The sequence below is a fragment of the Tissierella sp. P1 genome (assembly GCF_002266425.1).
GTDB classification, from domain to species: domain Bacteria; phylum Bacillota; class Clostridia; order Tissierellales; family Tissierellaceae; genus Tissierella; species Tissierella carlieri.
Genome location: NZ_NPMN01000040.1, coordinates 1 through 23,098, shown reverse-complemented (window position 1 = coordinate 23,098; position 23,098 = coordinate 1). Strand labels below are relative to the sequence as shown.

Here is a 23,098-nt window from a genome sequence, read left to right as displayed (position 1 = left end):
TTATATGAAGGATTTGTCTGTTTTCTCCATATTTTTATTCTCCCTCCTTTTCTATTTATTTATCTATACTAACTCGTGGATCTACAATTACGTAGCATATATCAACTATAAGCACCATAATTAATGATATAAGAGAAGAAAATATTGTAACGCCCATAATCGTAGTATAATCTCTGTTTCCAACAGCTTTAACAAAATACCCTCCTACACCAGGTAAAGCAAATATTTTTTCTATTACAAAAGAACCAGTTAAAGCACTGGCAATATTTCCTCCCAAGCTTGTTACCATTGGTAAAGATGCATTTCTTAAAGCATGTTTATATTTAACCTTAGTTTCACTTAGTCCTTTTGCCCTTGCAGTTCTAATATAATCTTGTCCCATAACATCTAACATAGATGCTCTATTTAATCTTGTCATTGATCCTATTGAGCCTAATGACATAGCTATGCAAGGAAGTACATAACTTTTAAACCCAGCTGTAATTCCAAATATGGGAAACCAACCTAGTTTAAATGCAAATACATACAGAATCAAAGTCGCCTTTACAAAGCTCGGTAAAGTTTTTCCTAAAGTTGTAAGAAACATAATTCCTCTGTCAAAAGGTCCATTTCTATTTAAAGCAGCCGCTACTCCTAAAGGAACTCCAAATATTATAATTAAAATAATGTAAAGAATTGCCATTCTTATGGTAACTGGAAATCCTCTAGCTATTAATTCCGTTACTGTTCTTCCTTCATAAGCATATGAAGGTCCTAAATCAAATCTTATTATGCCTTTTAAAAAATCAAAATATTGTTTAGATATAGGTTCATTGAGATGATATTTTTCTAATATTGCTCTTTGTACTGCTGGTGACATCCATTGATCTCCATCTTCAACATTAAAGGGTCCACCAGGAACAGCATGCATTAGAAAAAAGGTAATTGTTACTATAATCCATAAAGTAAAGATTAAATAACCAAGTCTTTTTATAATATATTTCGCCATAACTCCTATAGTTAATATATAGAATAATATTAACTAACTTCACCTCCTCGTTAAATTAGTAGCACTCTATTAGATTTTTAATCTGAATCAGTTCTTATATAGACATACCTCCCTTAAACATGGTGTTTAGTATTTTGTGAATTATCAATCAATATTATAGTTTATAAATATACTATTTTCTGTGTTCTGCAATACATTGTTAAATTGTTTTTATTTTTATAAATCAGTATCTTCGATATTTATAAAAATAAACTCCTATAAAAGTAAATTAATTTACTTTTATAGGAGTTTATTTTGAATCTCATTTCCACGTTATATATTCTGACAATCCCTCAATATCCTTTATTGTTATTTGATCACCATTGACTTTTATCAAATCTTTATCTTGAAATTGATTTAAAGCCTTAGTTACCGTAGCCCTTGAACATCCAAGTATCTTAGAAATTTCCTCATGTGTAAATCGCTTTCTTATTCTTACATCTTGATCGTCTATTGGTCCTTCTTGATAAAACCATCTAATCAAAGTGTCAGCTACCTTTCCATTAGAATCACCAAAAGCCATATTTACCATTACAGACATTAATATTCTTAACTTTCTTATTAAATTGTAAATAATATATCTATATATTTCTGGATTTTCCAGAAATATTTGCTCTAACTGCTCTTCATCTAATATTGATATTTCGCTATCTTTTGCAGCTTTTACTACTAACTCACTTCTACACTCTTCGAAATATTCTAACTCTCCAAATACTCCCCCGCCACTAATAAAATAGAAGATTTTCTCTCCACCTTCTATGCTATAGAAGGAATAACAAATTCTTCCTTTTGTTACTATGTAAAATTTTTTGTCCTGTATTTCTATTATACTGTTTTTTGGATATTTTTTAATAATTCCCTGTTTACTAATATCTAAGAAAGCCTTCTTCATTATCCTATCTCTATCCATATCAAAAAAAGCCTTATACATTTTAACTATCATTCCTTTCGCTGTATTCAAGACACAAATTAATGGAACTGTTTCAAGGCTCACTTTATCTGGGCATCAGATACCTCGGCTGGTGAGTATGATTATACTTTTAGTAATCCGAATTTTAACATGTACCCAATACTTTGTCAAGTACAAATAAGTGTGTCTTTGACATCTTCATTCAAATAAAAACTGTTTAAATTTTTGGGTATTCAATATATTCCTGTCACTCATCTATTTTATTCTAGATACTACTATAGGATAATTATATATAGCTATAATTTTTCCTCTTTCTGAAAAATTGCCATATAATATAGTTCACTATGTGTAATATATTACACATAGTGAACTAATGTAAATAGATAATATTTTTGAATTAAGTTCCACAAAAAGTTCTGTAAGGACGATCTGATTGCTCAGGTGGTGTGGAATAGTCAGCCTGTTTGATAGAGGGATCATAAGGATTTGAAAGAGCGTCAAGAAGTCGCTCAAGTACGCTATAATCTCCTTGTTTTACTGCAGCTTCTAATGCTTCTTCCACTCGATGATTTCTAGGGATTATAGAAGGATTAGAATTTTTCATTAGTTGTTGATATGAATTATTGGATTCCTGTTGCCTACTTAGTCTATCCTTCCATCTTCTATGCCATTTAAGAAATTCATCAGTACTAAATAAAGATGAATCCTCTAGTTTCTCGAAAGTGAGAGCTACAAATGTATTGGTATAATCAGCCCTATACTTCTGCATTATATTAAGGATATCTTCAACAAGGGATTCGTCCTCTGACTCTTCATTAAATATTCCTAACTTTGCCCTCATTCCTGTAAGCCAGTTTCTATGATATAACTTTCCAAAATCTGAAATGGCATCCTGAGCCAACTTAACAGCTCTTTCTTGATTTTCATCTAATAAAGGTAATAGAGTTTCAGCAAATCTGGCAAGATTCCATGCAGCAATATTAGGTTGATTGCCATAAGCATAGCGCTCATGAATGTCAATAGAACTAAATACAGTTGCTGGATCATAGGTATCCATAAAAGCACAAGGACCATAATCTATAGTTTCTCCGCTTATAGTCATATTATCAGTATTCATCACTCCATGAATAAAGCCTACCAGCTGCCATTTAGCAATAAGAGCAGCCTGTCGCTTTATTACTTCTTTAAGTAATGATAGATAAGGGTTCTCATCATCTTCAATATATGAAAAATGCCGTTTTATTGTATAATCTGAAAGTATTCGTATATCCTCCACTGTACCCCATTTTGCAGCATACTGAAAAGTACCCACCCGTAAATGACTAGCTGCCATCCGTGCTAAAATCGCTCCCGGTAGACGAGTTTCACGGGCTATTGATTCACCCGTTGTCACTACCGCTAGACTCCTCGTTGTTGGAATTCCAAGGTTATGCATAGCTTCGCTTATAATATACTCTCTAATCATTGGTCCAAGTGCTGCTCGCCCATCTCCTCCACGAGAATATGGTGTTCTACCTGAACCTTTTAATTGGATGTCATACCGTTCTCCTAAAGGTGTAATCTGCTCTCCAATTAAAACAGCCCTACCGTCTCCTAACATGGTGAAATGACCAAATTGATGACCTGCATAGGCCTGAGCAAGTGGCATAGCTCCTTCTGGAATCTTATTTCCAGCAAATATAGCTACGCCCTCATTACTTTGAAGTGTCTGGATATTTAATCCTAAATATCTTATCAATGGATAATTGAGAATAATCATTTTTGGTGAACTTACAGGGGTTGGGTTAACTTTAGTAAAAAACAATTCTGGAAGATTATTTACATAACTGTTATCTAAATTCCATCCTGTTTCTATTGTCATCGTATCTACCTTTCTCCTTTTTTCTATGTTTTTATATAAATCAGTTCTTTTAGTGTCTACCTCTATAATTTTATTATACCCTTTGAACAAATTATAAAAACAAGGTAAAAACTACTCCTAATTTAATTCAATCATAATATATAGCATCATTACTCTAAATTACAATAATACTTGTTATATAAGATAAATAAAATATCTTTTTCACTATAAAGATATTCTCATTTGTAAGAATACTTAATATAAAATAATGAGCCAACCAAGACCCTTTAATCCCCTTAGTTGACCCATAATAAAAAAATCCTCTATCAAAGTACTAGTTAGGTGCCTCTTAACACTATCCGTTCACCACTTCTCCACCATTTATATGAATCGTTTGACCCGACATATAAGTTGCTCCGTCAGATGCTAAAAATACATAGGCTTCTGCTAATTCAACAGGTTGCCCTGGTCTTTTTAGAGGCGTATTTTCTCCAAAAATTTCTACACTAGCCTTATCAAAGGTAGATGGAATCAGTGGAGTCCAAATAGGTCCTGGAGCTATTTGATTTACCCTGATTTTCTTTTCTGCTAAATTTAATGCCAGTGATCTCGTAAATGATGTAACTGCTCCTTTACTTGAAGAATAATCAATTAATGTAGAATCTCCTCTATAGGCTGTAATTGAAGAAGTATTGATTATTGAACTCCCTTCAGATAAATAAGATATTGCAGCCCTTGTTAGATAAAACATTCCAAATATATTGGTTCTAAAAGTATTTTCAAGCTGTTCATCAGTTATATATTGAATACCTTGCTGAGGGTGTTGTTCTGCTGCATTATTAATAAGAATATCTAGTTTTCCATATTCTTTTATAGTTCTATCAATTATTTCTTGGGCAAATTCACTGTTACCAATGTCACCTTTTATTAAAAGAACCTTACCATTATATGATTCTATGACACTCTTAGTATCATTAGCATCTTTATCTGCAATATTGTATACGATTACTAGATTAGCTCCTTCCTTTGCATAAGCTACAGCTACTGCTCTTCCTATACCACTATCTCCACCAGTTATTATGGCTACCTTATCCTTTAATCTGCCATATCCCATATGAGCTTTATTATCATATATAGGCTCTGGCTCCATTTTAAACTCCCTACCAGGCTTTTCCTGAGTCTGACCTTTAATTTCATCCGCCTTATACATATCACTATCTTTCATCTCTTTGTTGTCCATCATATACCTCCTAAGTTTTACTTTATTATATTTTTATCATAAACTTAAATGATATTCATAAAACTTAGAAAATAGTTGTATCTAAATAACTAGCTCCAGAATATTATATATAAAAACACTGGATTACATATTGTTACTGTAATCCAGTGTTTCAAATTTTATATTTTCTATTGTCCTGACATTACCTCAGTCCATATTCTATCATATTCTTGTATAATATCCATTGGGTCTTTAAATATTTCAGTATTTTTGATTTCTTCATCAGATGGATATGCAACTTTAGAATTTTTGATATCATCTGGCAGCGTTTCTATTGCTTTTGGTATAGGTGTTGAATATCCTATATAGTCAGTATTTTTTGCTGCAATATCTGGTCTGCACATGAAGTTAATAAAAGCCTCAGCACCTTCTTTATTCTTTGCTGTACTTGGTATCACCATACTATCAAACCAAAGATTAGTTCCTTCTTTTGGTATTACATATGCTAGATCAGGATTTTGTCTAATCATAGCAACTGCATCACCTGACCAAACTACAGCAAGTGCTGCTTCTCCACCTATCATAGTATCTTTTACCTCGTCACCTTGATATGCCCATACCAGTGGTCTTTGTTTTATTAGCTCTTGTTTTGCCTCTTCTAATTCATTTATATCTCTTGTATTCATAGAGTATCCTAACTTCAATAATGCTACTGCTAAAGTATCTCTTTGACTATTTAGCATAATTATTTGATCCTTATATTTCTCATTCCATAAAATATCCCAGCTATCTACCACATCATCTACTTTTGTTTTATTATAGATTATTCCTACTGTTCCCCACATATAAGGCACAGAGTATTCATTACTTGGATCAAAGTCTAGATTGAAAAATTTCTCATCTACATTTTGTAAATTTGGTATATTATTCGTGTCTAATTTTGATAGCATACCTTCTCTAATCATTCTCTCAATCATATAATCTGATGGAATTATTACATCATAGCTACTTCCACCTTGTTTTAACTTCACATATAAGTCTTCATTAGTTGCATACATACTATAATTCACTTTTATATTATACTCTTCTTCAAACTCTTTAATTACATCTTTGTCTATATAGTCTCCCCAGTTGTATACATTGATACTTGGTCTACTATCACCACATCCTGCTGCTATAACTCCAATGACTAAAATCACAACTAAAAATATTATAGATTTTGTTGTCTTCAAATTAAACACCTCTTTCCATTTCATTTTTCTCTGTTCTTTTGTTTATTATTAGTAACATTATCATTAAACTAACAAACATTAGAGTAGATAATGCATTTATTACAGGATTTATTCCTCGCCTTGTCATAGAAAATATTTCAATGCTCAAATTGGAAACACCATTTCCTGTATTGAAAAAAGATATAACAAAATCATCCACTGACAATGTAAATGCCATTAGTCCGCCTGTTATTATACCTGGCATTATTTCTGGTATAACAACCTTTCTCAAGGCATAAAATGGTGTTGCTCCCAGATCCATAGCTGCCTCAGCTAGATGTTTATTCATCTGTTTTAATTTTGGCAATACAGATAATATAACATAGGGTGTACAAAATGTTACATGTGATAAAAGCATGGTTGTAAAACCAAATTCTATCTTCAAGAATCTAAATAACGCCATAAGTGATACTGCTGTAACTATATCTGGATTTAATACAGGAATATAGTTTAAGTTCAAAATTATTTTCTTATTTAGACCAGGCATATTATATATACCAATTGCAGCAAACGTGCCAATAATTGTAGATATAACTGCTGAAAGCACTGCCACAAGTAAGGTATAATAAAGGGCCTTTAGTATCTCAGCATCTTTAAATAATTCTATATACCATTTCAGTGTAAATCCAGCCCATACTCCTCTTGATTTAGAATTATTGAAGGAAAACACTATTAAAACAATAATAGGAGCATATAGAAACAAGAATATTAGAAATGTATATAACTTTTTTATACCTTTGTTTACCATAGTCCCCCACCTCCACCTTCTTTTTCTTTATCAAATTTAGATGTAAGAGCCATCGTTATAAGGATAAACACCATCAATATTATAGACATCGAAGATCCAAAATGCCAATCTCCTGTCCATCTAAATTGCTGTTCAACTAGATTTCCAATTAAATTATATTTATTTCCACCTAATAAGCTTGATATTATAAATGTGCTTACTGCTGGTATAAATACCATGGTTATTCCCGTTATAATTCCTGGTACACTAAGTGGAAGTATAACTTTACCAAATACCTGAATCTTATTAGCACCTAAGTCCTCCGCTGCCTCTATTAAACTATTGTCTATCTTAGTCAATACTGAATAAATAGGCAAAACCATAAAAGGCAAGAAATTGTATACCATGCCAAGTAAAACAGCCTTATCATTATACATTAATTCAAGTGGCTGAAACCCTAGTTTTGTAACTAGAAAGTTTATAAAACCATTTCTACCTAACAAAGTAAGCCATGCGTAAGTTCGTAATAGAAAATTCATCCACATTGGTATGACAAACATCAAAATCATAATATTCCTTTTTCTTATCTTTTCTTTCGAGATGATAAATGCCATGGGATATCCAAGTATTAAGCAGACAATGGTAGAAATAAAAGCTAGATTAACCGACCTACCGAGTACCTTCAAGTAGGTTGGTGTAAAAAACCTTTTAAAATTATCTAAGCTAAATTGAAATGTAGCAAAATTTTGACTGTCTCCTCTAGTAAATGCAAAATACATTATGAGAAGAAGTGGAACTACAATAAATATAACCATCCATAGAACATAAGGATAAGCTGTTTTCTTCATCTTCATTCTTCTCTCACCTTCTTCATTATATGAATATTTTCAGGTGACACCGTCATTCCTATTTCAGTTCCCACTGGCTTCATTATTGTACTGTGTATCATCCAATCAAAGTCACTGGATTTAACTATCATCTCATAATGAACTCCTTTAAAAGTAACAGAATCAACTACGCCATTTAAGATTCCATTTTCTACCGAAACTATTTCAATATCCTCTGGTCTTATTACCACTTCTATATCTTCATCTTTGCTAAAACCTTTATCTACACATTTGAAGTTTTTTCCTGAGAATTCAACTAAAAAATCTTCATGCATAATTCCATCTATAATATTACTTTCTCCAATGAACTCAGCAACAAATGCGTTTTTAGGCTCATTATATATATCAACTGGTGTACCAATTTGTTGAATTCTTCCCTTATCCATTACAACTATAGTATCTGACATTGTTAAGGCTTCTTCTTGATCGTGGGTTACATATATAAATGTTATACCTACTCTTTTTTGCATATTTTTAAGTTCTATCTGCATATCTTTTCTAAGCTTTAAATCTAATGCCCCTAAAGGCTCATCTAATAAAAGTACCTTAGGTTCATTGACAAGTGCCCTAGCTATAGCTATCCTTTGCTGCTGTCCGCCACTTAGAGAATCAATCGTCCTATTTTCAAAGCCTTGAAGATTCACAAGTCTCAACATTTCTTTAACTCTTTTACTAATCTCATCCTTAGATATCTTTTTTATTTTTAGCCCAAAGGCAATATTATCATATACATCTAAATGTGGGAAAAGAGCATACTTCTGAAACACAGTATTTATTTGTCTTTCATAGGGTGGTACTTCTGTAATATCTTTTCCTTCAAATAAGACTGTACCTTTAGTTGGCTCTTCAAATCCACCTATTATTCTAAGAGTTGTTGTCTTACCACAGCCACTTGGCCCTAGAAGAGTTAAAAACTCATTTTCTCTAATATATAAATTTATATCCTCTAAAACGGTAACTCCGTTGAATTCTTTTGTAACATTTTTTAATTCTACAGTATGCATTTTCTTCCCCCCATTATCTTTAAAAACTTGGTGGTGTACTCACCCAAATAATTGAGGCCTTTGTTTTGCTTCATTTGATATATAATGATTAGAGTTGGCTTTATAATAGAAGCTTTCACCTTTTCTAACTTTATACTTTTCTCTACCTATACAGACAAAAATACTTCCATTTACTACATACCCAAACTCTTCTCCTTCATGAGGTGTATCTTCTTTTGATCTTCCTCCAGGTTCTAACTCTATAAGAATTGGTTCCATCTTGTTTTTTTGTGCATTAGGTACAATCCACTTTAAGACATATTTTAATTCTTCATTTTCTGTTTCAAAAGCATCATCTTTTGAAAAAACTATTTTCTCATCAATACTTTCATTAAAAAACTCCTGTAAATTTGTTCCAAGTCCCTCTAAAATATCAACTAATGTAGCTATAGAAGGAGATGTTAAATCTCTTTCTACTTGAGATATAAATCCTTTAGTCAATTCAGATCTATCTGCTAACTCTTCTTGAGTAAGTGAATTTTGTATTCTTAGCCTTCTTATTTTGTCACCAATTTTCATAATACACCTCCTAAAGAACTAACCATATATTAAATAATTAGTTTATAATTACTAAACTTTTTTCCAACTATCATATTATAGTCAAAATCCATGATAAATGTCAATAGTTTTTTGAAATTTTTATTTGCCTTTTATCTCTGTATTATACACATCTATAGGACATTTTTAATTTTCTAAGTTTAATATACTAAATTTATTGTATAAAAAAATAAACTAGTATTTAATACTAGTTTATTGAAATAAATTATTAAATTCTACCATTTTCCTCCGGCACCGCCTCCGCCTGAGCGACCACCACCGCCAGATGACCTTCCTCCCCCAGAGGATCCGCCAAATCCACCTCCACGGCCTCCTCTTCCTATACCACGAAGTATACTGTAGGTAATCATACCACGAAATAATTTGAAATCTATAAATAGAAAAATAATTATCCCTATTATGATGGGAATCTTAGAAATAGAAGATCCTAAGTCAGCTACAGGAAAAGGCTCGTCAACTACCTTTGATTTATCTAAAGATATATTGTATTCTTCCTCTAATCCAATCAATATCTGGTTAAATCCTGCCAACACACCATCTGAATATTTTTCTTCTGCAAAATAAGGTAAAATATAATTATCTATTATCCTCTTGGTTTTGCTATCTGGAAATCGTCCTTCTAAACCATAACCAACTTCAATCCATATTTCCCTATCATTTGGCACGATTAATACCAGCATACCATTATCATATTCCTTACTGCCTATTTCCCATTTTTCAAACAAAGCTGTAGCATAAGAATTTATATCCATATCTCCTAGAGAGTTTACTGTAGACACTACTATTTGAGCTCCTGTTTTTTTATATATATCCTTATTTATATCAATAATATAATTCTCAATATCCTTATCTATTATCCCAGCTTCATCATAAACATAAAAATCATAACTAGGTTCAGGTAGTTCATAACTGCTACCATAAACAGATGTAGATAGAAGTACAATGATACAAAAAATAATTAAATATATCTTGTTCTTCTTCATCTAGGCACCACCTAAAAATTTACTTTTGGTACTTCTGCATCTTGCTGATTGATTTCAAAATATTGTTTCTTATCAAATCCAAATATTCCAGCCATAATATTTGTTGGGAATCTTTTAATCCTTGTATTATATGTTTTTACTACATCATTATATCTCATTCTTTCAGTTGCTATTCGATTTTCTGTACCTGCTAATTCAACTTGAAGATCTGCAAAGTTTTGATTAGCTTTTAAATCCGGATAATTCTCAACGATTACATTTAAACTCTTTATTGCATTATTTAATCCTTCATCTGCCTCTGCAAATTCTTGTGGAGTTTTTGCACCAGCATACATGGATCTTGCTGAGGCTATACTATCAATTACTTCTTTCTCATGGGATGCATAACCCTTCACAGTTTCCAGTAAATTTGGTATTAAATCTGCCCTGCGTTTCAATTGATTCTCCACTTGTGCCCAGGCTGCATCCACATTTTCATTTGATGTAACAAGACTATTGTATGAGCTTATAAGTGGAAATGCCAACAATACAATTATACCTATTATAATTAATAAAGATTTTCCTTTCATCTTTTTTCCCCTTTCTACTATTCTATCGTAGTTACTTTCATATTTTCTATTACATTGTCAATTAGATAGTCTACATCTAATACTTCTTCTGATTTCTCAATGTCTTCTATCCTTGGTTTTGTAACTGGGTGCTTAGGTAAGAAAACAGTACAACAGTCTTCAAAAGGAAGAGTCGACGTTTCAAAAGTTTCAATATCCTTTGCAATCTCTATAATATCTACTTTATCTAATCCTACTAATGGTCTTAATATCGGTAGTTTAACTGCTGCATTTGTCACACTAATTCCTTCAATAGTCTGACTTGCTACTTGACCTAAGCTCTCTCCAGTTATTAAAGCATTTATATTTTGTTTTTCAGCTATCCTTTCTGCTATTCGCATCATAAACCTTCTAGATAAGATTGTCATTTCCTTTTCAGGACATTTAGCATTTATTTCTTTCTGAATTTCTAATATATTTACACTATACATTGTTATCTTGCCAGTATATCTAGATAAAATCCCAGCTAGATCTTTAACTTTCTCCTCTGCCCTTTCACTAGTAAAGGGGTAGGAATGGTAATGAACTGCTGATATTTCTACACCTCTCTTTGCCATCAGAAATCCTGCTACTGGACTGTCTATACCTCCTGATAAAAGGAGCAATCCTTTCCCATTGGTGCCTATTGGCATGCCTCCATGTCCTTTTATTTTGTCTGTATAAATATATGCGTTTTGTTTTATATCGATATATACTAAAGTATCTGGCGTGTGGACATCTACACTGAGTTCATTAAAAGCTTTAAGTATAACCCCTCCCATTTGTTTAGAGAAATCTGGAGATTTTATCGGAAAATTTTTATCTGCTCTATTGGTATCGACCTTAAATGTTTTAATCTTCTCTCCTTCTATCTTCTCCTTTACGGCTTTTAATACAGCATTTTCAATTTCATCTACATCTTTTTCTACTTTGATACATGGGCTTATATATACAAGCCCAAATACTTTTCTCAATCTATTTATCATCTGGGGAAAAAATTGTTCTTCAGCCTGTATATATATTTTCCCTTGTTCTTTATATATCTTTTCAAATCCTATATCTTTTATTGCCCTTCGAATATGTTTAATTAATTGATCTTCAAAGTATTTTCTATTTAATCCCTTTAGAGCAATTTCACCTAAACTTACAGATAGTACTTTATCCACCTAATCACCTCATAGTTATTTGTCTAATCTCAGATACTGATTCCTTTAATACCTGAACTGCAGTTTCCATATCTTCCAAAGTATTTTCATATGAGAAACAAAATCTTATTGCTCCTTCTATCTCCTCATTGCTTAGACAGATACCTCTAAGAACATGACTCTTTTCTGTACCTTTAGATGAGCATGCTGAAGACGTAGAGACATAGATCTCTTTATCTTCCAAATAGTGTAACAAAACTTCTCCTCTAACATGATTAAATGATATATTTAATATATATGGCGAAGATCTTTCATCTAAGGTCGTATTAAATCTTATATCTTGAATTTCTTCTCTTACTCTACTTGCAAAATATTTCTTAAGCTTAAATGCATGATCAGATTCGTCTTTAAACTTTTGTGTCATTATCCTTACAGCCTCACCAAAACCAATAATACCTGTTATATTTTCAGTTCCTGATCTTAGTCCTCTCTCTTGATTACCCCCAAACGCTATGGGAGAAAGAATATGTTTCTTATCTATATACAATCCTCCTATTCCTTTAGGCCCATATATCTTATGTCCACTAAAGGAATAACTATCTACACCCCACTTTTTTAAAGAAACATCTACTTTTCCAAATCCTTGTACTCCATCTACGTGCAATAATATATTAGGATTTATTAAATTAATAATGTTTTTTACTTCATTAATAGGCTGTATAGAACCAATTTCATTATTCACATGCATTATAGATACTAAGATTGTATCTTTTCTAATAGCATTTCTTAATTCCTCTAAAGATATATACCCAAAATTATCCACGTTTAAGTAGGTAATATCAAAACCTTGTTGTTCATAGTTTTTCATTATATTCAATACTGAAGGATGCTCAATTTTTGTAGTAATTATATGTTTTCCCCTTTTACCTAGCTTATTTACAATACTCTGAATAGCAATATTATTACTTTCAGTACCTCCAGATGTAAAATAAACTTCATTGGTAGTTACGTTTAAATATCTAGCAATATACTCCCTAGCCTGCTTTATCCTCTTTTCTGACTTCATACCAAGTCTATGAAGAGATGAGGGATTTCCAAAATCATCTCTCATACTCTCGATTAGTACATTTACAACTTCTTCTCTTGGTCTTGTTGTGGAACAATTATCCAAATAAATCAAATATTATACACCTCTTCTATTTAGTATCCCAATTCCTCATCTACTAAGTAAATATGAATATTAGTTCCTCCAGGTTTTTTATGAACTATAACCTCTGATCTACAAATTCTTTGTGGTGAATCACAATCAATACATTTTCCAGTATGAGTACATGGAGTGCTAAGATTCAATCTTTTAGCATTCATTGGTGCTGCAATATTTTTAATTCTCTCTCTAGCTTCATCATAATCCTTACATATTTTATTCTTTCCAACAACTATATATACATCCTTATGACCGTATATCATAGAAGCCACTCTATTTCCAGTCCCATCCATGTTTACAATTTTACCATCCATAGTCAATGCATTTGTGCTGGCAATATAAGTATCTGTATTTATAGCCTTTACAGCTGCGTCTTCAACATCTTTTCTCCAATGCCAGTAAATTTCATTACCTCTATCTTTTAAATCATCATATATATCCATATCTTGTATCGTCATAGAACCACCTATACCTATAGATTCTTCTTTTTTGATTTCGGATAGTAATTCTTCTTTCGCTTCTGAAATATTATTAAATGTTTTTGCTATAAAACCATTTTTTGATAATACGTCTCTCAATTCCAAAAATTTGTTATTCATATTAAAACCCCCTATAAATACTATTTCCTTCTATACTATTATACAAGATTTATATACTATATTAAAGTAGAATATTTCTATATTATGTAAATCTTTTGTCGAATATTGAAGTTTTTTTAAAAAAGTGTTGCATATTTTGTCGACATTTGCTATAATTTAATTGTGGTTATCCCCCTGGTAACCTCAAATAAGATCTCTATTCCCAATACCCCTTTTGAACGGTTTATTTACATCCAAAATGGGTGAAGACTCCAAGTGGAGTCTTTTTTTTATGTAATAATTCTTCTTTATATTCCAATAATGCTGTAAAATATGTTATATTAATATTGCGTGTAAATTATCAATTTAATTAATTGGAGGTATATAATATGTCTAATAAAAATAAAGTAGCCATAATATTTACTGGTGGTACTATTTCTATGAAAATTGATCCCCGTATTCATGCAGCCATACCTGCCTTGACCTCAGAAGAAATTATTAGCATGGTTACAAATATAGAAAATTTCTCTGAAATTGAAGTAATTAACTATGCCAACATACCTAGTCCTCATATTACACCTTCTATGATGATGGAAATAGCTAATTTAGTTAGAAAAACTATAGCTAGAGAGGATATTACAGGTGTCATTGTAACTCATGGTACTGATACTTTAGAAGAAACTGCTTATCTCCTTGATCTAATAATTAAGACAGACAAGCCTATTGTTGTAGTAGGAGCAATGAGAAACAGTTCTGAGCTTGGATATGATGGCTCTAGCAATCTGTCAGCAGCTTTATGTACTGCTATCTCTAGTAGAGCTAAAAATAAAGGTGTATTAGTTGTAATGAATAATGAGGTAAATGCTGCTAGTGAGGTAACCAAAACAAACACATTATCTTTAGATACATTTAAATCCCCGGAATTTGGTTCTTTGGGAATTGTAGATAATGATGAAGTTATATTTTATAGAGATATGATATCCCACCAATTTATTGATACTAATATTATAGAAGAAAAAGTGGGATTAATAAAATGCGTTCCTGGAATTGAATCCGATATATTAAATTTTTACATAGACTCTGGATATAAGGGTATAGTTATTGAGGCTTTAGGCAGAGGAAATCTTCCTCCTAAAATGGTATCAGGGGTTAAAAGAGCTATCAATAAAAATATACCTGTTGTTATGGTATCAAGATGCCCAACGGGTAGAGTTTTAGATTCTTATGGCTACGAAGGAGGAGGGAAGCATTTACGTGAATTAGGAGTAATCTTTGGAGGGAATTTGCCTGGACAAAAAATAAGAATAAAACTTATGCTAGCATTAGGTCTAACGAATAATATGAGTGAAATTAAAGAAATAATAGAGCAAAATCTATTTATATGATATTTTAAAGAAAAAGGCTTATAATGGCCTTTTTCTTTCTTTTCCATATGTTCCTCTTGTTCTACGATTTAAAAAATCTTCAATTTCAAATATATTTTGTTCTAATTTTCTTACCTTTTCTTCTAGTTCTTCTATGATTGTTTCTAAATTCTTGGAATGCTTATTGATTTCTTTTTTTTATAGGAACTTCTACCACATTATCTAAGGGACCAAACCCCATAAATGTTACCTCTGGATATATGCTACCAAAGGAATGCTGAAGTAGAACATTGTCTTTAGAGATCGTTGTTAAATACTTATATCTAACAAAATCTATATCCCTTGATCCTTTCCACATATATATTATTGGTTCCCAATTCATCCCCTTATCTTCACTACTTCTGCTCATTATCTTATTTAACTCTACCCAAGTGATCCATAACTTATTTTCATAAAATATTATATTAGGATAAGATGGACTTCCCTCATTTGATATATGCTGTTCTCTAATTTTTTCATATTCTCCATCATCGTAGGAGAATTGATTATATTTTATAACTAAACTTCCGCTTATAAATTCACCATAAGTCATATGAATAATATTATCCATCTTAAGCACATCTAAAAATAATTTATCATTTTCCGTTCCAACTAGGGTTCTATTATTGCTCCATACTAATTTATCCATACTAAATTCTTTTAGCTCTATTTTTTTATCATTACTATAATATAATAATAAAATACTCTTGTCAGTTTGCATTAATCTAATAGGGTTTAGTACCTTATTTACACTAATTTCTTCAATTATATGATTGCTCCACTTATTTTCATTATAATAGTAATGGTATATCCTATACCTCATTTCCTCATCTGATATTCTTATAAGATAAAATATATGAATTATCTTATCCTTTACTATGATATTCAACTCAAATACTTCTGGTAATGGCTCAGATGTAAGTTGTATTTCTTCTTTCTTCTTCTCCTTTAGTACATTTAGAACAAGATGTCCTTCTTTGCTTTGATATAATATATAAATATTATTCATTATATCAATTCCTAAATCATATTCCTCAAGAACATCTCTAGCTATGATTTCTCTACTATTAATACTTGTATCTCCTACTACTCTTTCTAATAAAATATTATTTTTGGACTTCCTAACTAAGATAGTATTATTTGATCCGATTTCAGCAATAGTCCATCGATCAGTAAAAAATGTCATTTAAACACCACCTTCTTGCTTTTCTTAATAGCAATATTAATTTGTTTCTCCTTAATAATGAATATTATCTTCTTCTAGCTTATATTACAGTTTTTATTTGTAACAGAATAATATCAGACAGAATATATTATCATTGAGAAGTAAATTTATATTATTTGAAAAGGAGGAAGTAGAATGCATTCAAATATATTACCAGAAGATTTAACTCAGAATATTACTGATAGATGTTGTGTTGGAACTAAGGGCTGTGAGTGGGATGGTACTCTAAGGAGAGTAGTAACTGAACCAATCTTTGTACAAAAAGTTTATGATGCAACCCTTGTAAACTTACAAGCCTTAAGTACTGTCAGTAACGTTAGATTTACTCCAAATTTACCTGTAGGCTCGAGAATAATAAGAATAGTGGATATTAGATGTAGAAGATTTTTTAATCCTGCAAATGTAAATGATCCTCGTAATTTAGTTGTAGATCCTGAAACAATCCTTTCAGGCGGAGAATTCGTTAGAGATGCACAAGGAAACTTTGTAGAGGTCGTAGGTCCAGATGGATGCAGAAATCAAAGATTAATATTTGCTGATACAACTGTATGTGATGATGAAGGAAGAGGTACACCAGTATTTGGTACACAAAGAATTGCACTAAGAGGTAATGTTTTAATTGAAATTGATGTCTTAGTTCTAAGTCCTAATGGAAGAAGAAGTACCGTTACTTTAAGTGCTAATGTTCCTATTGCACCAGTTAATGCACCTATAATACTAACCAACTTCTTTGAACTATGCATACCTTCAGTATTTGACTCAGCATTCTTCCCAAGATTTGCAGAGTTCTGTAATATATTGTGTGAAACAAGATTGGGTACCAATAGCATTGCTAGAGATATACGCATAAATCCAGAGACAGGAGAAGTGAGAATAGATTTAATCATTGCACTTTGTATATCTTGCGAGAAGAAAATAGTAGTTCCTGTTCAATTATGTGTACTTTCAACAGGCTTTACTGAAATCTCTCCAGAAACTTCACCAATTTGTACAACATTCCCAACACTATTCCCAAGACAAATAGATGAAGATAGTATAGGAGATATTGAAGATCCAGGTAAACCTGATCGTCCTGGATGTAAAAGGGGTTTCAGAGGATTAGAAGCAGAAGAATTCTATGAGGAAGAAGAGCAAGAATAAGAAATTAAAAGGTGCTTAAATTAGCACCTTTTTAGCATTCTCCCCTTATTTCCTTAGTAAGTTGTTTTTTTATCTCTAGCTTCTTCAAGGCTTTCGATGCAAATAAGGAGATAATTATCGCTACACCTAATCTTATGCCTAATAGAAACCAAAGATTAGCCCCAACCACTACAAACAGAAGTGTATCTTCAATCACTGCATGACAAGCAATTAAAAATATCATCAAGGTATATAAATCCTTTTTACTTAAATTATTCTCTTCTGCACTTTCTATAATAACTCCAGCACCATAGGATAATCCAAATATTAATCCTATAATTAAAGGAAAAACAGCAGCATTGGATATATCAAAAAATTTAGCAATAGGCTTCATCTTTTCAGATAATTTATCTAATATTTTAGAGTCCTTAAGGAGTTCCATAATTATCATTAATGGAATAATAATTTTAGCCATCGTAATTACTGAGCCTAAAGCCCCAATAAAACTTTCTTTAATATATAACCAAAAGTCCATCTATTTACCTCCTATAGGATAATGTTTAATATTAAGCCTGAAATTATTGCTAATAAAAGTCTGACAGTAACTACAAAAAATAAACTTACCCCTGTTTTTTTCGCAACGGCTGTTTCTAAAAATAAACTATGAGAAAATGATAGCATAACAGCTAAAATAGTTATCTGTTTAATTGTTAATGTTAAACTAGTAATTGCTCCTATGCCTGCATATAAATTAATGCAATTACCTAATACAAGGACCAAGGATGCTTCACCAGGCAATCCGATTAAACTCATTGCGGGCTCAAACCATTTTGAAATCATATCTAATATAGGAGTCATTTTAAGAAATGTAACAAAAAAATATACAGGAACGATTATCTTTGTCAGTCTCCATAATGTAAATAAACCCTTTTTCAATCCTCTTATGCCACTATCCATACTCATCTATATCATCCTCATCTTATCCATTAACATTAACATCATCCTTTTTATAGAATTATTATATTTCCTGTTTAGTATTCAGTAAATCTTCCAAAAAATATAGTATATAGCTTATGGTAAGATTAATTTCTTCTTTAGGTAGCACCCTATTATCTAATGAATACTTAATATAGTTATTAAATTCTTCAATACCGTTAAAAGGCAACTCTATATGAGATAGCAGTTTTCTCATCCTAACCTTTCTTTCTATGTTTTTCATTTTACTCAAAGATCTATTGATATATTGAATCAAAGAATCAACAATCTGTTCTAAATACTCTTGTGTAATCAAGCTCTCATCTTCTGGAAATAATATATTATAATCTGATAGCTTAGCATCATTATAATAAGTAAGTATCTTTTTAGTGTATAGCAACTCTTCGTTTAAGTCATCATAACTAAAATCCTCTCTGTTTAATGCCTCAGAATTCAATATGTTAAACTCTTCCAAGTCCACAAATATCTCTTCTTCAATTTCTTTAATTTTCTTTTCAATTTGATCTGTTAGTTCATCTGCTTTTTCCTTATCTTCATCCCATATAACTTTTATCCAATTATAATATATATCTTCAATTTCTTTAGAGATAGCAATTCTATCAGTTAAGTTTATAACTATAATCATATTGCTTATCAAACCTAATCTTAATATAAAATCAAATATTTCATTGATTTCTTTAGTAAGCCTCATTATTTCTTTTACTATATCATCTAGTCCATCTATGTCTTTATCAGATAAATTTATATTCCTTAACTTCTGAATCTCTCTAAAATAATAATCAAATTTTGTACCATATCCATCCCTTATAGAACTATCAAACTGCTTTTTATATTCATTAATTTGACTTTCAACCTGTGACTTAGTATATGGCTTTAGATTTCTCATTATAGTGTTTTTAACTATAGAAAAATAGTTTTCTTTCACTAACCTCATAGGGAGTATTGAGATTATTTGTGAAATAACATATATATATTTATAATAATCATCTTTAAATTTACTTAATACCTCATTTATCATGGTTATTAAGTCTTCCACTTTTTTAATACTATATGGAACATTATCATAATCTTTATTAGATAAAATCTTAATTCCATATTGATCTGCTAATTCACCTACATAAGCTATCTCTATACTATATCCATCTATAATTGAAGATAATTCATATAATTCTTGTCTAATATCCATTACTTCTTGTAATTTTAGCTTTATATTATTGTCTGATTCATACTTAATAGAATTATCTAATAATCCGATAGTCTTATTTAAATAATAATCTAATAAATTAATCTCACTAGTGAGTTCCATATTATCATTCTTGATTTTATATTTTAATGTATTTTTAAGTGTATTTATTGCGCTAAAAGCATTTAAATAACTAGATTCTTTAATAAGTTTAAGTTGCTTTGTATTCAGAGACATTATATTATCTCTAATCTCTTCATTGGACATTTTAGAGATATGTTCTTCAAGATTAGTCATTATTAGTTTTCTCTCCTTTCAATCCTATAATATTTCTATATACAAATTTTGATTTTATATCAATTTAAAGGTATAATGAAAATATCAATATTATAATTATAACATAATGAAGGCTTAGGGTGAATTTTTTATGGAAACTATAACAAATATAATTTCTCATTCTTTAAATCTAGAAAAATATTTTAAAAATACCAATACTTGCTTTATAGATATTGAAACCACTGGGTTAAATAGAAATAATGATATGATTTACCTAATAGGGGTTCTATATTATGATCTTAAAACTAATAATTGGATTTTAAATCAATACTTTGCAAATAATATGGATAAGGAGCAGGAACTATTAGAAAAGTTTACAGACATGATATCAACTTTTGACAAAATTATTACATTTAATGGAGAGTCTTTCGATTTACCATTTATCGAGCATCGCTTAAAGAAATATGGTACTCATTATATATTTGATAAGGCAAAGTCCTTTGATTTATATCAAATAATTAAGAAAAATAGATATTATCTAAACCTGCCAAATTTAAAACTAAAAACCATAGAACTTAGCTTAGGATTTATTAGAGAGGACAAATACTCTGGTCGTGACTGTATTGCTTTTTACTACGATTATATAGTATCTAAGAATACATTATTAAAAGAAAATATATTAAAACATAATTATGATGATCTTGCTCATATGCTAGATATAATTGAAATATTAGATATACTAGATGATAAAAAAAGCTTCTATCTTGATATTAAAAGCACCACTATAAAATTTACCATCGAGAATATACAAATAAGTGGTGATATGATAAATATCAATGGCAATCTAGACTCTTTATTAGAAAATAATATAAAATATTATAGTGAAATTTATAGTATAACAACTGAAGATTTTAATAATTTCACTATATCAATAGAATTTAAGCGTGGGTTTATTACTGAAGAAGAACAATGTATTTATATAGACATATCTAAAATAGAAGGGCTTGAAAATATCGAAGATGCTACGGACTATAAACTACCCGCAGGTATTTTAATACTAATGATTGAAAAAAAGTATTGTATTGATAATATTAAAAATGTACTCATAGAGACTTTTAAAAATATACTCAGCTAATAAGAAAGCTCCTAGCGAAACATGTTAAAGATTAAAATAGAATTTTCCTATTCATAATAAAAAACAGACCAAAAGGTCTGTTTTTTATTAAAATGGTGGGCCTTCAGGGACTCGAACCCCGGACCTACCGGTTATGAGCCGGGCGCTCTAACCGACTGAGCTAAAGGCCCCTATAATATTGAAGTTCTTAGCTTTCTGAGCATTTTGGTGGGCCTGGGTGGACTCGAACCACCGACCTCACGCTTATCAGGCGTGCGCTCTAACCGCCTGAGCTACAAGCCCATATAATACCATAAGCTCTAATAAATTTTTGGTGGGCACAACAGGGCTCGAACCTGTGACCCCCTGCTTGTAAGGCAGGTGCTCTCCCAACTGAGCTATGCGCCCCTATTACTTACAATGGTATAGGCTTGTCAATTTTAATTGCTTTCTTGATTCTAAAATGGCAGGGGTGGCAGGATTTGAACCCACGACATTCGGTTTTGGAGACCGACGTTCTGCCACTGAACTACACCCCTTTATTTGAATCCACAGTTTTAAATTAATGGTGGGCCTTCAGGGACTCGAACCCCGGACCTACCGGTTATGAGCCGGGCGCTCTAACCGACTGAGCTAAAGGCCCAAAAATACAAAACTGGTGCCCGGAGCCGGAATCGAACCAGCGACACGTAGATTTTCAGTCTACTGCTCTACCGACTGAGCTATCCGGGCACGTTAATTTAGTTTATTAGTAATCAATGAATACTTCTCAATTTTCTATGTATGGTAATGGTGGGCCTTCAGGGACTCGAACCCCGGACCTACCGGTTATGAGCCGGGCGCTCTAACCGACTGAGCTAAAGGCCCCTACCATGGCGGAGAAGGAGGGATTTGAACCCTCGCGCCCCGTGAAGGACCTACTCCCTTAGCAGGGGAGCCTCTTCAGCCACTTGAGTACTTCTCCATATAAAAAATAATTGGTTCTTACGAACGCTTATTTAAATCAAATTTGGCGGAGAGGGTGGGATTCGAACCCACGTGGGCTTGCACCCTAACGGTTTTCAAGACCGCCCCGTTATGACCGCTTCGGTACCTCTCCATGGTGATCCATCCGCGACTCGAACGCGGGACACCCTGATTAAAAGTCAGGTGCTCTACCGACTGAGCTAATGGATCATGATAAATTATTTTGTTAGCAGATGATACATACTTCTCTGATTAGACTTACCAATCAAGGACTAAGCGATGTACTCAAAATCGAAAACCACGATTTTGGTCCCCTGCTTATACCGACTGAGCTAATGAATCATGTTTAATTGTTTTGTAAAAAATTGATGGCTGGGGTGACAGGACTCGAACCTGTGGAATGCTAGAGTCAAAGTCTAGTGCCTTACCGACTTGGCTACACCCCAACAACTGGCGCGCTAGGAGGATTTGAACCCCCGGCACACGGATTAGAAGTCCGTTGCTCTATCCTGCTGAGCTATAGGCGCATGTTTTATTATTTTTTTGGAGCGGGTGAAGGGGATCGAACCCTCGCAACCAGCTTGGAAGGCTGGGGCTCTACCACTGAGCTACACCCGCATATACAAATTCGCAGTCTCGCAACACAAATTTATTTATTCCCTACGGTCATACAAATTTGGTGCTCATCGCGTTTGACCTACTAGATCTCACTACTGTTCGTTAAGTTAGGTCATAAAATGGTGGAAGAGACTGGATTCGAACCAGTGAAAGCTTAGCTAACGGATTTACAGTCCGTCCCCTTTAGCCTCTTGGGTACTCTTCCTTATTTGTTTTTTT

Annotated in this window: 20 protein-coding genes, 14 tRNA genes and 1 pseudogene; 3 read left to right on the top strand and 32 right to left on the bottom strand. The window is 31.9% G+C overall.

What is annotated here, in order from left to right; translation table 11 throughout:
- Positions 1 to 55: 55 nt before the first annotated feature.
- The 14 genes and pseudogenes from CIW83_RS19720 to CIW83_RS19655 all read right to left on the bottom strand — a co-directional run bounded on the left by CIW83_RS19720 (position 56) and on the right by CIW83_RS19655 (position 14,000).
- Positions 56 to 988, bottom strand: coding sequence for an ABC transporter permease (locus CIW83_RS19720; protein ID WP_094904158.1), 933 nt, complete (start codon positions 986 to 988; stop codon positions 56 to 58).
- Positions 989 to 1,289: 301 nt separating this feature from the next.
- Positions 1,290 to 1,958 carry a Crp/Fnr family transcriptional regulator gene (locus tag CIW83_RS19715; protein ID WP_158220185.1) on the bottom strand — a complete coding sequence of 223 codons (669 nt, stop codon included), beginning with the start codon at positions 1,956 to 1,958 and terminating at the stop codon, positions 1,290 to 1,292.
- 376 nt (positions 1,959 to 2,334) lie between these two features.
- Entirely contained in the window at positions 2,335 to 3,798 is a 1,464-nt protein-coding gene (locus tag CIW83_RS19710; RefSeq protein WP_094904167.1) for a YdiU family protein, read from the bottom strand.
- A 334-nt stretch (positions 3,799 to 4,132) separates the two neighbouring features.
- Complete coding sequence (locus CIW83_RS19705) at positions 4,133 to 5,017, bottom strand: SDR family oxidoreductase (RefSeq protein WP_235601422.1); 885 nt, start codon at positions 5,015 to 5,017, stop codon at positions 4,133 to 4,135.
- A gap of 167 nt (positions 5,018 to 5,184) precedes the next feature.
- On the bottom strand, positions 5,185 to 6,228 hold the full coding sequence (locus CIW83_RS19700; protein ID WP_235601421.1) for a PotD/PotF family extracellular solute-binding protein: 1,044 nt from the start codon (positions 6,226 to 6,228) through the stop codon (positions 5,185 to 5,187).
- Between the two features lies 1 nt (position 6,229).
- Positions 6,230 to 7,015, bottom strand: coding sequence for an ABC transporter permease (locus CIW83_RS19695; protein WP_094904155.1), 786 nt, complete (start codon positions 7,013 to 7,015; stop codon positions 6,230 to 6,232).
- Positions 7,009 to 7,848 carry an ABC transporter permease gene (locus CIW83_RS19690; protein ID WP_201260061.1) on the bottom strand — a complete coding sequence of 280 codons (840 nt, stop codon included), beginning with the start codon at positions 7,846 to 7,848 and terminating at the stop codon, positions 7,009 to 7,011. Before CIW83_RS19690 ends, CIW83_RS19695 begins: the two co-directional genes overlap by 7 nt.
- Positions 7,845 to 8,885: a spermidine/putrescine ABC transporter ATP-binding protein gene (potA, locus tag CIW83_RS19685; RefSeq protein WP_094904154.1), complete on the bottom strand. Its 1,041-nt coding sequence runs from the start codon at positions 8,883 to 8,885 to the stop codon at positions 7,845 to 7,847. The genes CIW83_RS19690 and potA overlap by 4 nt, the downstream gene beginning before the upstream one ends.
- Positions 8,886 to 8,904: 19 nt before the next feature.
- A pseudogene (locus CIW83_RS19680) lies at positions 8,905 to 9,443 on the bottom strand (helix-turn-helix domain-containing protein).
- A 254-nt stretch (positions 9,444 to 9,697) separates the two neighbouring features.
- The gene (locus tag CIW83_RS22395) at positions 9,698 to 10,465 is read right to left on the bottom strand and encodes a YgcG family protein (protein WP_094904153.1); all 768 of its coding nucleotides are present in this window, start codon (positions 10,463 to 10,465) and stop codon (positions 9,698 to 9,700) included.
- A gap of 11 nt (positions 10,466 to 10,476) precedes the next feature.
- Entirely contained in the window at positions 10,477 to 11,034 is a 558-nt protein-coding gene (locus CIW83_RS19670; protein ID WP_094904152.1) for a LemA family protein, read from the bottom strand.
- 17 nt (positions 11,035 to 11,051) lie between these two features.
- A complete protein-coding gene (gene thiI, locus CIW83_RS19665; RefSeq protein ID WP_094904151.1) occupies positions 11,052 to 12,218 on the bottom strand; it encodes a tRNA uracil 4-sulfurtransferase ThiI in 1,167 nt (388 codons plus the stop codon).
- Positions 12,219 to 12,222: 4 nt separating this feature from the next.
- Positions 12,223 to 13,377 (bottom strand): cysteine desulfurase family protein, encoded by a 1,155-nt coding sequence (locus CIW83_RS19660; protein WP_094904150.1) that lies wholly within the window; start codon positions 13,375 to 13,377, stop codon positions 12,223 to 12,225.
- Positions 13,378 to 13,397: 20 nt separating this feature from the next.
- Positions 13,398 to 14,000 (bottom strand): lactate utilization protein, encoded by a 603-nt coding sequence (locus CIW83_RS19655; protein ID WP_094904149.1) that lies wholly within the window; start codon positions 13,998 to 14,000, stop codon positions 13,398 to 13,400.
- Positions 14,001 to 14,368: 368 nt separating this feature from the next.
- Here CIW83_RS19655 and CIW83_RS19650 point away from each other — a divergent pair, with 368 nt between their 5' ends.
- Positions 14,369 to 15,364 carry an asparaginase gene (locus CIW83_RS19650; protein ID WP_094904148.1) on the top strand — a complete coding sequence of 332 codons (996 nt, stop codon included), beginning with the start codon at positions 14,369 to 14,371 and terminating at the stop codon, positions 15,362 to 15,364.
- 160 nt (positions 15,365 to 15,524) lie between these two features.
- Here the strand turns inward: CIW83_RS19650 and CIW83_RS19645 are convergent, their stop codons facing one another.
- A complete protein-coding gene (locus tag CIW83_RS19645) occupies positions 15,525 to 16,568 on the bottom strand; it encodes a hypothetical protein (protein ID WP_094904147.1) in 1,044 nt (347 codons plus the stop codon).
- Between the two features lie 174 nt (positions 16,569 to 16,742).
- Here CIW83_RS19645 and CIW83_RS19640 point away from each other — a divergent pair, with 174 nt between their 5' ends.
- A complete protein-coding gene (locus CIW83_RS19640; RefSeq protein ID WP_094904146.1) occupies positions 16,743 to 17,747 on the top strand; it encodes a hypothetical protein in 1,005 nt (334 codons plus the stop codon).
- A gap of 31 nt (positions 17,748 to 17,778) precedes the next feature.
- Here CIW83_RS19640 and CIW83_RS19635 read toward each other — a convergent pair whose 3' ends face one another.
- Genes CIW83_RS19635 through CIW83_RS19625 form a run of 3 tightly spaced genes read right to left on the bottom strand, consistent with a single transcriptional unit; the run spans position 17,779 to position 20,202 of the window.
- Positions 17,779 to 18,261: a nucleoside recognition domain-containing protein gene (locus tag CIW83_RS19635; RefSeq protein ID WP_094904145.1), complete on the bottom strand. Its 483-nt coding sequence runs from the start codon at positions 18,259 to 18,261 to the stop codon at positions 17,779 to 17,781.
- A gap of 11 nt (positions 18,262 to 18,272) precedes the next feature.
- Positions 18,273 to 18,689, bottom strand: coding sequence for a nucleoside recognition domain-containing protein (locus tag CIW83_RS19630; protein ID WP_094904144.1), 417 nt, complete (start codon positions 18,687 to 18,689; stop codon positions 18,273 to 18,275).
- A 55-nt stretch (positions 18,690 to 18,744) separates the two neighbouring features.
- Positions 18,745 to 20,202: a hypothetical protein gene (locus tag CIW83_RS19625; RefSeq protein WP_094904143.1), complete on the bottom strand. Its 1,458-nt coding sequence runs from the start codon at positions 20,200 to 20,202 to the stop codon at positions 18,745 to 18,747.
- A 130-nt stretch (positions 20,203 to 20,332) separates the two neighbouring features.
- On the opposite strand from CIW83_RS19625, the gene CIW83_RS19620 reads away from it, so the two are divergent.
- Positions 20,333 to 21,316 (top strand): ribonuclease H-like domain-containing protein, encoded by a 984-nt coding sequence (locus tag CIW83_RS19620; RefSeq protein WP_094904142.1) that lies wholly within the window; start codon positions 20,333 to 20,335, stop codon positions 21,314 to 21,316.
- 93 nt (positions 21,317 to 21,409) lie between these two features.
- Here CIW83_RS19620 and CIW83_RS19615 read toward each other — a convergent pair.
- From CIW83_RS19615 to CIW83_RS19550, 14 genes are all read right to left on the bottom strand, one after another.
- Positions 21,410 to 21,486, bottom strand: a tRNA-Ile gene (locus tag CIW83_RS19615).
- A gap of 35 nt (positions 21,487 to 21,521) precedes the next feature.
- A tRNA-Ile gene (locus tag CIW83_RS19610) sits at positions 21,522 to 21,598 on the bottom strand.
- 29 nt (positions 21,599 to 21,627) lie between these two features.
- A tRNA-Val gene (locus CIW83_RS19605) sits at positions 21,628 to 21,703 on the bottom strand.
- A gap of 56 nt (positions 21,704 to 21,759) precedes the next feature.
- Positions 21,760 to 21,834: transfer RNA gene (locus tag CIW83_RS19600), tRNA-Trp, on the bottom strand.
- Between the two features lie 27 nt (positions 21,835 to 21,861).
- Positions 21,862 to 21,938: transfer RNA gene (locus tag CIW83_RS19595), tRNA-Ile, on the bottom strand.
- Between the two features lie 13 nt (positions 21,939 to 21,951).
- Positions 21,952 to 22,027 (bottom strand) — tRNA-Phe (locus tag CIW83_RS19590).
- Positions 22,028 to 22,085: 58 nt separating this feature from the next.
- A tRNA-Ile gene (locus tag CIW83_RS19585) sits at positions 22,086 to 22,162 on the bottom strand.
- 6 nt (positions 22,163 to 22,168) lie between these two features.
- Positions 22,169 to 22,259: transfer RNA gene (locus CIW83_RS19580), tRNA-Ser, on the bottom strand.
- 46 nt (positions 22,260 to 22,305) lie between these two features.
- Positions 22,306 to 22,394 (bottom strand) — tRNA-Ser (locus CIW83_RS19575).
- Position 22,395: 1 nt separating this feature from the next.
- Positions 22,396 to 22,471: transfer RNA gene (locus tag CIW83_RS19570), tRNA-Lys, on the bottom strand.
- Between the two features lie 159 nt (positions 22,472 to 22,630).
- A tRNA-Gln gene (locus CIW83_RS19565) sits at positions 22,631 to 22,707 on the bottom strand.
- 5 nt (positions 22,708 to 22,712) lie between these two features.
- Positions 22,713 to 22,788, bottom strand: a tRNA-Arg gene (locus tag CIW83_RS19560).
- A gap of 17 nt (positions 22,789 to 22,805) precedes the next feature.
- Positions 22,806 to 22,879: transfer RNA gene (locus CIW83_RS19555), tRNA-Gly, on the bottom strand.
- A gap of 120 nt (positions 22,880 to 22,999) precedes the next feature.
- Positions 23,000 to 23,084, bottom strand: a tRNA-Tyr gene (locus CIW83_RS19550).
- Positions 23,085 to 23,098 lie beyond the last annotated feature (14 nt).